At 64.3% G+C, this 16327-nt stretch carries 11 protein-coding genes and 1 pseudogene; 7 read left to right on the top strand and 5 right to left on the bottom strand.

Annotated features, from left to right (window positions below; genetic code table 11):
• Positions 1-131 precede the first annotated feature (131 nt).
• Both ACIROY_RS20880 and ACIROY_RS20875 read left to right on the top strand, forming a co-directional pair.
• Positions 132-1727, top strand: coding sequence for an EAL domain-containing protein (locus ACIROY_RS20880; RefSeq protein ID WP_402343916.1), 1596 nt, complete (start codon positions 132-134; stop codon positions 1725-1727).
• A gap of 136 nt (positions 1728-1863) precedes the next feature.
• Entirely contained in the window at positions 1864-3471 is a 1608-nt protein-coding gene (locus tag ACIROY_RS20875) for an EAL domain-containing protein (RefSeq protein ID WP_402277885.1), read from the top strand.
• A gap of 12 nt (positions 3472-3483) precedes the next feature.
• Here the strand turns inward: ACIROY_RS20875 and ACIROY_RS20870 are convergent, their stop codons facing one another.
• The 3 genes from ACIROY_RS20870 to ACIROY_RS20860 form a co-directional block, all read right to left on the bottom strand.
• A complete protein-coding gene (locus ACIROY_RS20870; protein ID WP_402344206.1) occupies positions 3484-4365 on the bottom strand; it encodes a sigma-70 family RNA polymerase sigma factor in 882 nt (293 codons plus the stop codon).
• 8 nt (positions 4366-4373) lie between these two features.
• On the bottom strand, positions 4374-4829 hold the full coding sequence (locus ACIROY_RS20865; protein ID WP_402277886.1) for a carboxymuconolactone decarboxylase family protein: 456 nt from the start codon (positions 4827-4829) through the stop codon (positions 4374-4376).
• Positions 4830-4943: 114 nt separating this feature from the next.
• A complete protein-coding gene (locus ACIROY_RS20860) occupies positions 4944-5849 on the bottom strand; it encodes an EamA family transporter (protein WP_402343913.1) in 906 nt (301 codons plus the stop codon).
• Positions 5850-6286: 437 nt separating this feature from the next.
• On the opposite strand from ACIROY_RS20860, the gene ACIROY_RS20855 reads away from it, so the two are divergent.
• Positions 6287-8395 (top strand): TonB-dependent siderophore receptor, encoded by a 2109-nt coding sequence (locus ACIROY_RS20855; RefSeq protein WP_402343910.1) that lies wholly within the window; start codon positions 6287-6289, stop codon positions 8393-8395.
• 41 nt (positions 8396-8436) lie between these two features.
• Here the strand turns inward: ACIROY_RS20855 and ACIROY_RS20850 are convergent, their stop codons facing one another.
• On the bottom strand, positions 8437-9192 hold the full coding sequence (locus ACIROY_RS20850; RefSeq protein ID WP_402343907.1) for an SDR family oxidoreductase: 756 nt from the start codon (positions 9190-9192) through the stop codon (positions 8437-8439).
• A 403-nt stretch (positions 9193-9595) separates the two neighbouring features.
• On the opposite strand from ACIROY_RS20850, the gene ACIROY_RS20845 reads away from it, so the two are divergent.
• From ACIROY_RS20845 to ACIROY_RS20830, 4 genes are all read left to right on the top strand, one after another.
• Complete coding sequence (locus tag ACIROY_RS20845) at positions 9596-10666, top strand: SMP-30/gluconolactonase/LRE family protein (RefSeq protein WP_402277890.1); 1071 nt, start codon at positions 9596-9598, stop codon at positions 10664-10666.
• 223 nt (positions 10667-10889) lie between these two features.
• Positions 10890-12143 carry a DUF3142 domain-containing protein gene (locus tag ACIROY_RS20840; protein WP_402343904.1) on the top strand — a complete coding sequence of 418 codons (1254 nt, stop codon included), beginning with the start codon at positions 10890-10892 and terminating at the stop codon, positions 12141-12143.
• A 1-nt stretch (position 12144) separates the two neighbouring features.
• Positions 12145-14640, top strand: coding sequence for a hypothetical protein (locus tag ACIROY_RS20835; RefSeq protein ID WP_402343901.1), 2496 nt, complete (start codon positions 12145-12147; stop codon positions 14638-14640).
• 158 nt (positions 14641-14798) lie between these two features.
• Positions 14799-15482, top strand: coding sequence for a DUF1120 domain-containing protein (locus ACIROY_RS20830; RefSeq protein WP_402277893.1), 684 nt, complete (start codon positions 14799-14801; stop codon positions 15480-15482).
• Positions 15483-15585: 103 nt separating this feature from the next.
• Here ACIROY_RS20830 and ACIROY_RS20825 read toward each other — a convergent pair.
• A pseudogene (locus ACIROY_RS20825) lies at positions 15586-16314 on the bottom strand (YoaK family protein); the annotation flags it as partial.
• Positions 16315-16327 lie beyond the last annotated feature (13 nt).

Here is a 16327-nt window from a genome sequence, read left to right as displayed (position 1 = left end):
CCATGAGTTAAATGCAAGAATAGGCAAACGCGTGTTCCGGCCGCCACGGACGTCGCCACGCGCGCGGGAATTTGCCCTACACTCATCTCAAAGCGGAGCAGCTCCAGACAACAACAGCGGGGAGAGCGGCCTTGAAACGATCGCGCGTCATCCTTATCACCATGGTGCTGACCATCCTGTGCGCCGTGCTGCCGCTGGCCTGCATGCTGTACCTGTCGTGGACGCGCGCGGTCAGCGAAGAACAGACCCGCCTGACCCAATATGCCGAGCGCGCCATTGCGCGCGCCAACATTTCCTTCACTGAAATTCGCTCGGCGCTGCATGCGATCGAGCCGCTCAACCTGCCGCCCTGCTCCGACGCGCACATCGCGCGCATGCGCCAGCTGACCGTCAACACGCGCTCGGTGGAAGAGATCGGCTACTTCCGCAACGGTTTGCTGCAATGCACCTCATGGGGCCGCACCAATGTGCGCGTGACGGTAACGCCGCCCGACTTCGTCACCCTGGACGGCCTGCAGGTGACATTGCGCATGCTGCCCGTGGTCACCCAGAGCAGCGCGATGATGTCGGTGCAGTACGGCTCGCACAATGTGCTGACGGTGCCGTCGCGCTTCGCCGACGTCATCGTCGATCCGGGCATCCAGCTGGCGACCGCGACCGACCAGGGCTTCGTGCTGGGCGAGCAGAATTCGCCCGATCCGATGCTGGTGCGCGACATCATCGCCAACCCGGTCAACAGCGTTGACGACAGCTATCTCGTTGCGACCGCCCATTCCGCCGGGCTGATCGCCATCGCCATCGAGCCGCGCAATTTCCTGTTCAAGCGCCTGCGCCAGGAGCAATTGCTGCTGGTGCCGGTCGGCATCCTGGTGGCGGCGCTGCTGGTCGGTGCGCTGATCTGGGGGGTGCGCCGGCGCCTGTCGCCACTGGGCGAACTGAGCCTCGCGGTCAAGCGCGCCGAGTTCGTGGTGCATTACCAGCCCATCATCGAACTCGCCAGCGGCCGCTGCGTCGGTGCCGAAGCGCTGGTGCGCTGGCGCCGTCCGGACGGCACCATGGTGCGGCCCGACCTGTTCATCCCGCTGGCGGAAGAAAGCGGCCTGATCCTGCCGATCACCGACCAGGTGATCCGCAGCGTGGTGAGCGAACTCAATGCGCTGCTGGTGGCGGATCGCGGCCTGCACATCGCAGTCAACCTGAGCGCTGACGACATCAAGAGCGGACGAGCCTTGAACTCGGTCGCGGCGGTACTCAAGCACACCGGCATCGAGCCACGGCAGATCTGGCTGGAAGCCACCGAACGCGGCTTCATGGACGTCAATTCGGCGCGCGTCACGCTGACCAATGCGCGCAACACCGGCTACGCGGTCGCCATCGACGATTTCGGCACCGGCTATTCCAGCCTGTCGTATCTGCAAAGCCTGCCGCTGGACACGCTCAAGATCGACAAGTCCTTCGTCGACACCATCGGCACCGACTCCGCCACCAGCAGCGTCACGCCGCACATCATCGGCATGGCCAAGACGCTCGGCCTGAAGATCGTCGCCGAGGGCGTCGAGACACGGGAACAGGCCGACTACCTGCGCAAGCACCGGGTCGAATACGTGCAAGGCTGGCTGTACGCCAAGGCGATGCCGGCAGCGGATTTCATCGCCTATTACCGGCTCAACCGCGCCCAGGCGCCGGAAGTCGTGGACGACGAGGACGACGGCCTGGCGCGGCCCTGACCGGCCTGGCATGCGCGGTTCGTCGGTGGTTTAGCAACACATCGATGTTGCCAACAAGACAACACCCGGGATTTGTGCCTACACTGGGAGACAGCAGGGACATTTGCCCCTGCCATGTCCATGGAAGGAGCTCATCTTGGACCGTTCCCGCGCCATCGTCATCGCCACCGTGCTGGTCATCGTTTCCATCGCCGCGCCGCTGGGCAGCGTGATGTACCTGGCCTGGACCCGCGCCGTCAACGAGGAGCAGGCCCGCCTCGAATTGTTCGCCCGGCGCGCCATCCAGCGCGCCACCATCTCCCTGCGCGAGATCCGCTCGGCGCTCTACGCGGTCGAGCCGCTCAACCTGCTGCCCTGCTCGCCCGACCACATCGCCCGCATGCGCCGCCTGACCATCAACACCCGCTCGGTCGATGAAATCGGCTACTTCGAAAACGGCCTGCTCAAATGCACTTCCTGGGGCCTGGTGAACGAGCGCGTCCAGCAGACGCCAGCCGACTTCGTTACCGAAGACGGCCTTGAAGTCACGCTGCGCATGCAGCCGCTGATCACCCAGGGCAACGCCATGATGGCGCTGCAGTACCGCTCGCACAATGTGCTGACCGTGCCGTCGCGGTTCTCCGACGTGATCGTCGACCCCGGCATGCGCCTGGCGGTCGCCACCGGCAGCGGCCTCATCCTGGGCGACCTCAATGCGCCAGACCCCGAGGTGGTGCGCCGCGTGGTCGCCAATCCGGTCAACGGCATCGACGACGAGCGCCTGATTGCAGTGGCGCGCGGCGACAGCCTGGTCGCGGTGGCGATGGAGCCGCGCAGTTTCCTGTTTGAACGCATGCGCGAGGAAGAACTGCGGTTGGTGCCCATCGGCGTGGTGCTCAGCGTGCTGATGGTCGGCCTGGTGATGTGGAGCCTGCGGCGCCGGCTGTCGCCGCTGGGCGAACTGGAGATCGCCGTGAAGAAACGCGAATTCATCGTCCACTACCAGCCCATCATCGAACTGGCCAGCGGAAGCTGCGTCGGCGCCGAAGCGCTGGTGCGCTGGCTGCGTCCCGACGGCAGCCTGGTGCAACCCGACCTGTTCATCCCGCTGGCCGAAGACAGCGGCCTGATCATGGCCATCACCGACCAGGTCATCGACCACGTGATGGAAGACCTGCGCGAACTGCTGATCAACGACCGCAGCGTGCACATCGCCATCAACCTCGGCGCCGACGACATCCGCACCGGCCGCGTCATCGATGTGTTGCAGCACGCGCTCGCCCGCAGCGGCGTCGAAGCTCAGCAGATCTGGCTGGAAGCCACCGAGCGCGGCTTCATCAACGTGCTGCCGGCGCGCCTCACGCTGGGCAACGCGCGCGCCCTCGGCCACGCCGTGGTGATCGACGATTTTGGCACCGGCTACTCCAGCTTGTCGCACCTGCAAAGCCTGCCGCTGGACGCACTCAAGATCGACAAATCCTTCATCGACACCATCGGCACCGACTCCGCCATCAGCAGCGTGACGCCCCACATCATCGGCATGGCGCGCACGCTGTTCCTCAAGATCGTCGCCGAAGGCGTGGAGACGGAAGAACAGGCCGAGTACCTGCGCCGGCAAAAAGTCGACTACGCGCAAGGCTGGCTGTATGCGATGCCGATGCCGGCGGAGGCGTTCATGGCCTTTCATCGGCAGAATCGCAGTGCGCAGGAGGTGGTGGCGCAGGCGGCTCAAGGGGAGGCTGCCGTTCAGCGCGATCCCGGTTGAGGAATCGCCTGCTCAGTGCATCGCCCCATCCGCCTGCAGATGCCTGAGCTTGTCCGGATTCCGCACCACATACACCTCCGCGATCTTTCCCTCCTCAATCCGCAACGCCGTGCTCTGCAAGATGTCATCCGCTTCGCGCGTGATGAATCCCGGCAGGCCGTTGATCAGCCCATACATGACCACGTGCGAGCGGTTCAGCGCGAAAATGTGCGCCAGGTCCTCGTGCAGTTGCAGCACGTCGGCGATGCCGTGGATCGGGAAGGCGGAGGCCGGGCGTTTGCCGCCGCCGTCCGCGTGCAGGGTGACGTCGTCGGCCAGCAAACTGCGCAGTCCGGTGAGGTCGCCGCTGCGTGAGGCGGTAAAGAAGGCGGTGGCGATTTCGAGGCCGCGCTCGGGCGGCAGGTCGAAGCGCGGACGTTGCGCCCGGACGTTGGTGCGGGCCCGGCTGGCGAGCTGGCGGCAGGCGGCCGGTTCGCGGCCGATGATGTCGGCGATGTCGTCGAAGCCGACGTCGAATACGTCGTGCAACAGGAAGGCTGCGCGCTCCAGCGGCGACAGCCGTTCCAGCGCCATCATCAGCGGCAGCGTGACGTCTTCGAGCTCATCCTCGGCGCTTTGCACCACCGGCTCCGGCAACCATGGCCCGATGTAGGTTTCGCGCTGGTGGCGCGCCGATTTGATCTGGTCGAGGCATAGCCGCGTAACGACACGCCGCAGATACGCTTCCGCGGATTGCACTTGCGTGCGGTCGGTGGCCAGCCAGCGCAGGAAGGCGTCCTGCACGATGTCTTCGGCGTCGGCCACCGAGCCGAGCATGCGATACGCCAGCCGGATCAGGCGCGGGCGCAGCGGATCGAAGGAATCCACTGCCTGCTGTTCCGGCGTGGCGTCCATGCGGTCCACTAGGCGGCCTGCTTCAGTTCAGCGTCGCCGAGGCGGAAGCCCACGCCGAAACGGTTGAAGGTGTTGATCACGCTGATCATCAGCGTGAGCATGACCTGTTCGGCCGGGGTGAACTGGCGCTCGACCTGCTGATAGACGTCGTCCGGCGCGCGGCTTTCCTTCAACAAGGTCAGCGCATCGGTCCAGGCCAACGCGGCGCGTTCACGTTCGGTGTAGAGCGAGGATTCGCGCCAGGCGTCGAGCATGTAGATGCGCTCTTCGGTTTCACCGTTCTTGCGGGCGGCGGCCGTGTGCATGTGCAGGCAGACGGCGCAGCCGTTGATTTGCGAGGCGCGGATTTTCACCAGTTCCATCAGGTCCGGTTCCAGGCCCATGCTTTCAACGGTCTGGGCGAAACTGATCAGCGGTCGGACCAGTTTCATCTCGGTAGCGTAGGGGTTCATTCGGGTGTGCATTGTCAGTCCTTTATCGTCAGGGAAGATTCCCGTTGATAAGACGAGGCAGCTACTGCCGATTGTGACATCGCGGCGAAATTTTTCGTGTTCGCCGGCGATCTTCTTGCCGGAAATTCAAGTCTTCAATCTGAACTTCGCCAGCAACGGCGCCCCGAACAAATTCACGATCAGCCCCACCATCAGCAAGGCGCCGCCGATCAGGTGCACCGCCTGCAGCTCTTCGCCGAAGGCCAGCCAGCCGGTGGTCAGACCGACCAGCGGCACCAGCAGCGTGAACGGCGCGATGCGGTTGACGGCGTAGCGCGACATCAGGAAATTCCACACAGCATAACCAAACAAGGTCGAAGCCCACGCGATGTAAGCCACTGCGACAAAAGATTGCAGGCTGAAATGCTGCAGCGCCGAGCCGATGGCGGCCGGTCCTTCGATCAGCCACGACAGCGCCAACAGCGGCAGCGGCGGCACCAGGCTGGCCCACACCACGAACGCCACCTGGTTCATCGGACCGTGGCGGCCGACCGCACGGCTGACGATATTGCCGCATGCCCACATGGCCGCCGCCGCAATCGTCAGCAGGAAACCGTTGAGCGGCATGGTGGCGCCGTGCGCGCTGCCGATCAGCACCAGCCCGGCGGCGGCCAGCGCCAGTCCGGCCAGTTGGTTGGCCTGCCATTTTTCGCGCAGCCACAGCACCGTCAGCAGCAAGGTGAAGAAGGACTGCGACTGCAGCACCAGTGAGGCCAGTCCGGACGGCATGCCGACATGGATGGCGCTGAACAGGAAGGCAAATTGTCCGACCGACATGGTCAGTCCGAACGCCAGGTAAAGGCGCAGCGGCAGCTTGGGCGGACGCACGAACAGCAGTGCCGGAAACGCCGCCAGCAAGAAGCGCAGCGCCCCCAGCAACAGCGGCGGCACGCCGTTCAGGCCAACCTTGATGATGGCGAAGTTGACGCCCCAGACCAGGATGACCAGCAGGACGAGCGCCACGTGGGCGGGACGCATGGGTTGAGCGAACATGTTTTTACCTTATGAGCATGACCTTGTGAGCATCGCAAAAAAACGACGGCTGCTGTCCTTCAGAGGCAGACATTTTATCGTTTCGTCACGCCTCGGGCTGCCCATCTTAGAGTGGTGCGGGATGACGTCAAGACTGGCGGCGGACAAGCGACGGACAGAATGCGCCATCGTCGCCCGGTGACGGCGGTTACCTATTCGATATCGGGCGATGCAGCCTCCTTCCCTCAAAGATCTTCGCCCGTTGAATTGCAGGAATCAGAGTTTTAGCACAATAGTGCACGGGCCACAGCCATTCGCGGGCGCGCTTCATTACAATCCCGGCGCACACATCGTGTCCGTCACCCCCGCAGCAATATCAACGCGCCAGCCGCAGCCGCCAGGCGCGTGGGCATGACGCCGGCAACCGCCAATCATCTTCTTTGGGAAGTCCTCGCTCCATGAATCTCACCACCATCCGCTTTGCGGTCCTGGGTCTGCTCGCCTGCGTCCAGACCAATCACGTGCGCGCACAGACCAGTACAGCGCCGACGGAACTGCAAGCCATCACCGTCACCGGAAGCAACGAAAAAGAACAGTACCGGCAGTCGCGCAGCGCCAGCGCCACTCGCACCGACACGCCCCTGCAGGAACTGCCGCAGTCGGTGCAGGTGGTGTCGCGCCAGCTGATGGACGACCTGCACGCCACCCGCCTGGACGACGTGCTGCTGTACGTCAGCGGCGTGGCGCGCCAGAACAATTTCGGCGGACTGTGGGACAACTACTCTGTGCGCGGTTTTTCCGGCAATGAAAACGGCGGCATGAATATCCTGTGGAACGGCTTCGCTTCCAATCGCGGCTACTCGCCGCCGCGCGACGTCGCCAATGTGGAGCGCATCGATTTCCTCAAGGGTCCTTCGGCGGCACTGTACGGCAGCAGCGAGCCCGGCGGCACACTCAACGTCGTGACCAAGAAGCCGCAGTTCAAGGCATCCAACGCCCTCGACCTGTCGATCGGCAGCAATGACTTTTACCGCAGCGCCATCGACTCGACCGGCACGCTCAGCGGCAACGTCGCCTACCGCCTCAACGCTGCCGCCGAGAGCAAGGGCGGCAGCCGCGACTACGTGCGCAGCAAGCGTGAATTCGTCGCACCGGCATTCACCTGGCTGCTCGACAATCACACCACGCTCAACTACGAGGCCGAATTCTTGCGCCAGATCGCGCAGATGGATCGCGGTATCGTGGCGGTCAACGGCCGCCTTGATGCATTGCCGGCGTCGCGCTTCCTCGGCGAGCCGAACGACGGCAAGCTCAAGATGGACAACCAGAACCATCTGCTGACACTGGAACATCAGATCAACGAGCAATGGCATCTGCGCACCGGCGTGTTCCACAAGCAAGGCACGCTGGACGGCTACTCGACCGAAGCCTCGTCGCTGCGCGCCGACAACGCCACGCTGTGGCGCCAGCGCCGTTACCGTGATTTCTCTTGGCACGATACCTCGCTGCAGGCAGAGATCGGCGGCAAGTTCGACACCGGCGGCATCGGCCACGAGATCCTGACCGGCGTCGAAGCCGACCGCATGACGCTGGACCAGCGCTTGCTGCGCATCAATCCGAGCGCCGGCGCGCCGTATGCGATCAACGTCAGCAATCCGCTCTACGGCCAGTTCCAGCCGACGCCGCGGCCCAACACCGACACCGCCGAACGCCAGATCAGTACTGGACTCTTCCTGCAAGACCAGATCAGTCTGGCGCAACGCTGGCGCCTGCTGGCCGGCGTGCGATTCGATGGCTTCCGTTCGACGCTGGACAACCGCCGTGCGGGCACCAGCACACGCCAGGACAAGAGCGCGAGCTCGCCGCGCCTCGGCCTGACTTACCTGGCGACGCCGTCGATATCGCTGTACGCCGGCGTCGGCAAGTCGTTCCGTCCCAACAGCGGCAGCGATGCGAGCGGCAACGCTTTCAGCCCGGAGACCGCGCGCGCCGCAGAAGCCGGCCTCAAATACGAGAGCAGCGACAAGCTGGCCGGCGCCACGCTGGCGGTGTTCAACATCACCAAGCGCAACGTGCTGACCGTCGATCCGGCCAACGCCTCCTACAGCATCGCCGCCGGCGAAGTGCGCAGCCGCGGCGTCGAGCTCGACTTCAACGGCAAGCTCGCGCGCCACTGGCGCGTTACCGGCAACCTGGCGTATACCGACGCGGCCGTGACCAAAGACAACACGCTCGCGGTCGGCGCGCGCCTGATCAACGTGCCGCGCACCTCGGGCAGCCTGCTGACGGTGTATGAAGACGTCGACGCGCGCGGCGGCGCCTATGGCCTGGGCGGCGGCGCCAGCTATGTCGGTGCGCGCACCGGCGACGCCGGAGGCACTTTCATGCTGCCGGCTTACGTGACGGCGAAGGCGCTTGCGTACTGGCAAGTCACACCGGTCGTGCGCTTGTCGCTGGATGTCGGCAACCTGTTCAACAAGCGCTACTACGCCAGTTCCTACAGCAGCGTCTGGATTGCGCCCGGCGACGAGCGCACGATCACGCTCGGGCTGAATGCCAGGTTCTGATGTCGGGCTTCAGGATCCTGCCATGAACAGAGCCGCTGGCGCTACACCAGGCCGCCATTGGCGCGCAGCGTTTGTCCATTGACCCAGTTGCCCGGCGCCGCCAGGAAGGCCACCGTCGCCGCGATATCCTCCGGCGCACCCAGGCGTTCCAGCGGCGCCGCCTTGGACATGCGCTCGACGACTTCCGGTGATTTTCCGTCCAGGAACAACGCGGTGGCGGTCGGTCCCGGCGCGACGGCGTTGACGGTGATCCGCTTGCCGCGCAATTCCTTGGCGAAGATGTTGGTCATCACTTCGATGGCGCCCTTGGTGGCGGCGTACACCGCGTAGCCGGGCAACGCCAGGCCGATCACGCTGGTCGAGAAGTTGACGATGCGGCCGCCCTGTTGCAGGTGGGCGGCGGCGGCGCGCATGGTGTTGAAGCTGCCCTTGAGGTTGACTGCAGTCAGGCGGTCGAAGGTCGCGTCGTCGGTGTCGGCCAGCATCGGCAGGTTTGGCGGCATGATGCCGGCGTTGTTGATCAGCACGTCGACGCGGCCGAAGGCGGCGATGGCTTGTTCAAACAAGGCGTTGACGGCCTTGGGGTCGGCGACGTCGGCCTGGACGGCGATGGCTTTGCCTTCGCCGCTTGCGATGGCGTCGACCACCTTTTGTGCCTCGGCCGCGTTGCCGGCGTAGTTGACGACCACGGCGTAGCCTTGCTTGCCCAGTTCTTTGGCGATTTCCGCGCCGATGCCGCGCGAGGCGCCGGTAACGATGGCGACTTGCCGTGCTGTAGCGATGTTGGTTTGTTCCATGATGTGCTCCTGATGAATGATTGAAGTCGGGATGAGCTGGCTGTGAATGCGATCCAGCCGTTGAAGCTATTGTGAACCTTGGCCCGGATTGGATAAACAGTCTTAATTTGCTATCACTATTCGAAAATCGCCAAGAATGACATCGCCCCTCGCTTCGAAAAATTGATATTGCCAAGTGCCGGTCTCGCTTATATGATGTACGACAACATATAAGTGTGAGCAGGCCGGCTACCCGCCGCGACCTGCCACCCAGGAGACCGCATCACCCCTTCTTTGCGACATGCCGTACCGGCATTTCCCCGTCGCAGCCCACGCCTATATGGAACAAACCTGATTTCTTCGCATGCTGCGGACCTGCTCCGGCAGCCGGCGAGATCGGTATTTTTCCCACATGGAGACAACGATGAATCAAGAAGACAAGAAAAAAACACCTGGTTTCGACGCAACTCGTCGTACAACATTGCTCGGCGGCCTGGCGATGGCCACCACCGCCCTGACCGCCAAGGCGCAGAGTTTCGACTTCAAGGCCAGCCAGCGCTATCCCGATCCCAACGTGCAGGTGCTGGACAACAGCTTCCTCAAATACCGCCTGTACAGCTCGACGGTGGAACAGCTGGCGACCGGTTTCCGCTGGGTGGAAGGCCCGGTCTGGTTCGGCGACGGCCGCTATCTGCTGTTCAGCGACATCCCCAACAACCGCATCATGCGCTGGGATGAAGTCACCGGGACCACCTCGGTGTTCCGCAATCCGGCCAACTTTACCAACGGCCTGGCGCGCGACCGCCAGGGCCGCCTGATCGCCTGCGAACACCTGACCCGCCGCATCACGCGCACCGAATATGACGGTCGCATCACGGTGCTGGCCGACAACTACAACGGCAAGCGTTTCAATTCGCCCAACGACATCATCTGCAAATCGGACGGCTCGATCTGGTTCACCGATCCGCCGTTCGGCATCGCCGGCGAATGGGAAGGCGACAAGCAGACCTCGGAACTGCCGCACGCGGTCTACCGCATCGACGGCCAGAGCGGCAAGCTGAGCCTGATCACGGATGCGCTGGCCGGCCCCAACGGCCTGGCGTTCTCGCCCGATGAAAAAGTCATCTACATCGTCGAGTCGCGCGCCACGCCGAACCGCCTGATCTGGGCCTATCAGCTGACCGACAACGGCACCAGACTCGGTTCGCGCACGCTGGCGGTCGACGCTGCCGGTCCGGGGGCGATCGACGGCTTCAAGGTCGACGTCGACGGCAACCTGTGGTGCGGCTGGGGCAGCAACGGCGCGCTCGACGCCAAGCCGTCCGAGCTGGATGGCGTGCGTGTCTTCACGCCGCAAGGCAAGGCCATCGGCCACATCCACCTGCCGGAGCGCTGCCCGAACCTGGTGTTCGGCGGGGCAAAGAAAAACCGCCTGTTCATGGCCAGCAGCCATTCGCTGTATGCGGTCTACGTGGATACGCGCGGCGCGGTGTAAAGCTCGGCCACAACCATGGTCGGTTGTGCTGCGTCGCCTGATCGGCTGATCGGGCGGCGCTTCTTCTTGTTCCCTCCTCCATTCACGGCTCACCATGCGCGTGAATAAATCCCCGCGCCTCAGCGCAGCGTCAGACGGATAAACTAGAATGATTGCCTGTGCCGCGTCTGCGGCCTGATCTCCGTCAGATTCGATTCCCAACCTGTATTTCCCCACACCACACATGCTGCGCTGCCCCCCATTCGGCTTGCAATCCCGCCACCGGCGTCTGCGTTCAATTTCTGTTCTGCTGCTTCTCTCGATCTGCGGCCTGCTTGCCGCCTGCCAGCGCGCACCGCAAGTCTTGCCGCAGCAGGCGTACATCTGGCAGCGGCAATGGAGTCCGGCCGTTGCTGCCGCCATGCAGGCCAGCGAGCAACTGGTCGGCGGCTGGCGTGTACTCGCGGCCGAGCTCACGACGCAGCGCCATTGGAAGACCGCCAGCCCTGACTGGCAGGCGCTGAAAACCACGCAGCACGCCATCGTGATGGTGGTGCGGCTGGACGGCCAGACCGAGTCGCTCGATGCCGCCACGCATGCGCGCATCAGCGATCTGCTGGCGCGCTGGCGGCAACAGGGCGTGCCGGTAGCGGGCGTGGAAATCGACTACGACTGTCCGACCTCGCAGTTGCCGGCGTACCGCAATTTTCTTGCCGGGCTTCGGCAAAGCCTGGACCGCGACACCACGCTGTCGATCACGGCCCTGCCGACCTGGCTCAACAGCCCTGAGCTGGGCAAGCTGCTGGCGGTCGCCGATGAATCGGTGTTGCAGGTGCATGCCGTGATGAATCCGCGCCAGGGCCTGTTCGACGCCGAGCGCGCGCAGGCGTGGCTGAAAGCCTATGCAAAACAGACCGCGCATCCCTGGCGCGTCGCCCTGCCGTCGTACGGCACGCGCGTGAGCTGGGACGACAATGGCCGCATCAGCACCGTCGAAAGCGAACGTCCGCTGCTGGCATCCGGCAACACTGCGCAGGAACTGACGGCCTCGCCGGCGGTGGTGAGCGCCTTCCTTGCGCAGCTGGACAAGAATCCTGAACCCGGCCTGATCGGTGTGGTCTGGTTCCGCCTGCCGACCGAAGACGACGTACGTAACTGGAGCCTGCCGACCTGGCAGGCGGTGCTGGCGCGCCAGCCGCTCAAAGCCGCCGTGACGGTGGAAGCGCAGGCCAGTAGCCAAAATACGCAAGCCGGCCTGCACGACCTCACGCTGCGCAACAACGGCAACGCCGACAGCGCGCTGCCGTTGATCGTACGCATCGATGCGGCATCGGCCTGCGACGCCGCCGACGGCATCAACGGCTATGCGCTGGAAGCCGACGCGCAAGGAAAATATTTACGACGCACGCACGAAGGTCTGCTGCGTGCCGGCTACCAGCGCAACATCGGCTGGGCGCATTGCGGACAACATCCCATCCAACTCCATGTGGAACACTGACATGCATATCAAGCATCTGCGTATCGCAGTCGCGCTCGCGATCCCCTTCAGCGCTGCCGTGGTGATCGCCTGCGGCCCCGACTTCCCGCTGCAGGTGCTCGACGATCGCGCCGGCACGCTCAAGGCGACGCCGGCCAATTCCTTCGCCTACGAAGCTGCGCATCTGGTCAAACCCGCCGATAAATTGCTGGCCAACGAAAGCGACAGCGCGCCCGATCCGTCCGGCAAACCCGACGCCGCCGATGCGGCCTTCATGACGCCGGCACAGCTGGCGCAGCTTAACGCTGTGCGCGCGCTCAAGGATGGCGACGCCGCTTACGCGCAAGGCACGGACTTGCCGCCGGCGGTACGCCTGTATGCGGCCGGCGCGGTGGATTATCTGGCCGGCAGCGACAGCGCGACGCGCGCGCTGAAACGCTTCCAGGCCGTGCTCGACCTGCCCAAGGCCGACGGTGACAAACGCGCCGTACCGGCGGCCTACATGCTCGGACAAAGCCATGCCGGCGCCATGACAGCCGCCGGCAACAAGCCCCGCGATGAACGCGCCAAAGCCATCCAGGCCTATGCACTGACGCGTTCGCGCGCAATTGCCGGCGCCCCCGATCCCAAGGGACTGGCGGTGGCGAGCTACGGCGAGCAGGCGCGCGTATTTCTGGTCAGCGGCGCGAGCAACGGCACGACCATGTGCGGCTATCTTGATTTCGTCAACGCCATGCCTTGCGCCGACGAAGTCTCCGCCGCCGACCTGAAGCAAGCCGTTCGCCTGTACGCCGAACAGGCCGCGCGCAATTCCAACAGCGGCGTGCAGTCGCTGCGCATTCTCGCGGGGTGGGCGCTGAGCGATCCGGAGCGCGCGCAAAAGCTGATCGACGATCCGGTCGCGCAACGCCTGCTGGTCAGCTACGCACTCGCGCGCGTGGGTGACATGAGCGGCGCCGACGCCAGCCGGCCAGCCGAATACGATACCTGGGGCGGCGGTTACGGCTACGCCGACGCCGGCCGCGGCGGCAAGGACGTCAAGGTCAATCCGGTGCTGCCATCGCTGGTTGCAGCGTTGCAGAAACGCGGCATCGCCAACATTGCCGACGCCGACCGTGTGGCGGCTCTTGCTTACCGCAGTGGCTTGTATGAGCTGGCGCAGACGCTGGCGGATAAACAACGCAGCGCATTGGCCAGCTGGGTGCGCGCCAAGCTGGCCTTGCGCAAGGGCGATGTCGCGGCGGCGGCGCAAGCCTATGCCGAGGCGTCCAAGGCCTTCCCGCAAAATGACGCCAGCGTCGAACCCGCCTCGCTCGGCCTGATCAAGGCCGAGCAAAGCGTGCTGTCGCTGTCGCGCGGACAATATGTTGAAGCCTTCGACCAGTTGTACAACGTCACCAAAGCCAGCCAGACGCGCGGCAAGGACGGCAACCTCAGCCATCCCCTCTACAGCGACTACAGCGGCGACACCTGGTACCTGGCCGAGCGCGTGCTGACGGTCGATGAACTCAAGACCTATATCGACGCGAAAGTCCCGGCGACGCCGGTGCCGGCACCGCCGCCAATCATCCCGACGACACCCGACCAGCCGTATTACGAATGGCTGAGTGCGCATCCGGCGCAACAGTCCGACTATCTGCGCCGGCTGCTGGCGCGCCGCCTGGTGCGCGAGGGACGCGTCAGCGATGCGCTGTCCTACTTCCCCGACGACCAGGATTGGCGCTACGTCGATGTCGACGAGAATTACTACACCGACGGCAAGCGGACGCTGGCCTCCTGGCGCTATCGCGCCACGGCGAAGGAATACGGCGACGCGCTCGACGACGCCAAACATGCATGGCGCGCGGTGACGCGCGCCGAAGCCTGGTACAAGGCGGCCACGCTGGCGCGCCGGCGCGGCATGGACATCATGGGATACGAAGAAGCGCCCGACTACACCGGGCTCGGCGGCATGCTGGCCTTCGGCATCGGCCGCATGGAAGTCCAGGAATATCCGCGCGGCGACACCAGCAAGGCAGCCTTCGTCAAAACGCCTGAACAACGCGCCGCCGCCGACCTGCCCGGTCCCTTCGTCACCGACGACGAGCGCAAGCGCTACGCCGCCAGCGAGAGCAAACCCAACCAGCGCTATCACTACCGCAACATCGCCGTCGACTACATCATGAAGTCGGCCGACGAACTGCCCGCGCGCTCTCAGGCTTTCGCTGCGGTGCTATGCAAGGGTACCGGCTTCGTCTACTACGACGCGGCGCTGGCGCCGGTACCCTACCGCCGCTACGTGAAGGAAGGCGCCGCCGTGCCGTTCTCGGCGGACTTCGGCCAGAACTGCGCGGAGCCGGATTTCAAGGCGGCGGGACGCTTTCCGTATGTGCAGGCGTGGAAGAAAACGCGCCACTGGGTGGCGACGCATCGCAATGCGGCCGTCGTCACTGCGGCACTGGCGCTGATTGCGGCGGCGGCCGTCGTCGCCGGGCTGGTGCGGCGCCGGCGACGTCGTATGCCCACGAACAAATCGTAGTCATTGCAATTTTAGCAACTCGTTTTTTGAGAGTTTTCTCATATAAATCCGATCTTTAAATCGTCAAAATGGCTTCACTGCTTAAGCAAACACAAGGCGCTCAGGCACAACGAATGCAAACCGAATTGAACCCATGTTGACTCTTTAAGGAAACGATCATGAACAAGCAAATCGCCCTCTTCTCCGCCCTGGCTGCTTCACTGTCTGCGTCCCTGCTGGTGTCCTTCGCTGCGCAAGCCGCCGACACGGCTGAACTGAAGGTCAAAGGCGTGATCCGCCCTTCGGCCTGTACACCTAGCTTCACCGGCACCAACGTGGTCGACTACGGCACCATCGCCGCCAAGAGCCTGAGCGCCACCGCGCCGACTGCGCTGGCGGAAAAGACCATCGCCTTCACCGTCACTTGCGATGCAGCAACCAAGGTTGCCGTGCGCGCCATCGACAACAAGGCCTCCACCGTCGTTCCCGGCCTGATGACTGCGATCAACTCCAATCTGGCCGACAAGCATGCCTACGGTCTGGGCGCAGCAGGCGGCAAGAACATCGGCGCCTACAGCGTGCGCTCCATCGTCGGTTCGTTCACCGCTGATGGCGCTACCCCTGATGTCGTCGCCGACGCCGCCAACAACAACACCTGGGCCAAGTCGACCTACGGCCGCTTCAACGCTGACGGCACCGGCCGCCAGTCGTTCTCCGCCAGCGGTTCGACCGTGCCCGGTTCGTACAAGACCATCTCCGGCAACCTGGGCGTCACCGCTGTTCTGGACAAGGGCGCCAACCTGCCGCTGACGCAGAACATCGACCTCGACGGCTCGGCCACGATTGAAGTGCAGTATCTGTAATTGACTTGAGGAGGCGCTGTGGTTGGCGCAAGGCCCGTCCCTGCATTGCGCGGTGGCGGGCTTTTTACATTGCACCCGGCGATTATTGCCCGCGCAGAACCCGCCGCATGTCGTCCAGCACCGGCACCAGCGCGACAAAGACCAGCGTCGCCGCGAGCGGCAGGGTGAAGACGAAGCCGATGTGCCTGAATCCGAGCGCGCCGACAGCGCCGCCGATGAAGAACAGCGACACCAGCGTCGCCAGCGTGCGCAGCTTGACGAGATCCGCGCGCACCTGCATGTCGGGATGGCGGCCGCTGTTCCAGTAGAGCGCCTTGCCCAGTTCGATGCCGATGTCGGTGACCATGCCGGTGACGTGGGTGGTGCGGATTTCAGCGCGCGAGAGCTTGGTGATCACGGCGTTCTGCAAGCCCATGATGAAGCACAACAGCAGCACCGTGACCGGCACGAACAGCCATTCAATGCCGGCGATATTGCCGCCCAGCAGGCCGAAGCACAACAGCAACAGCGCTTCGGCGATCAGCGGCATGGCGTATTCGGCCTCAAGGCGACGCTTGCGCGCCCAGTTGATCATCACCGCCGAACAGGCCGCGCCGGCGATGAAGAACGACATGCTGGCCACACCTGCCAACAGCAGCCCGATCGCGCCGATGGCCAGGTCCTCGGCCATCATCGACAGGATGCCGGACATGTGCGAGGTGAACTGCCCCACCACCAGGAAGCCGCCGGCGTTGATCGCGCCCGCAATTGCGGACAGGACGAAAGCCAGGTGCCGGTTGGCGGTGACGGTGCGGTTCTTGCCGGCGAGGCTGCGCAGATAGGAGACGGGCATAGAGGCTTTCTGA

Origin of the sequence: Herbaspirillum sp. NPDC101396 (genome assembly GCF_044767365.1) — a bacterium.
Taxonomy (GTDB): Bacteria; Pseudomonadota; Gammaproteobacteria; order Burkholderiales; family Burkholderiaceae_D; genus Herbaspirillum.
This window is presented reverse-complemented; position numbering and strand designations above follow the sequence as displayed.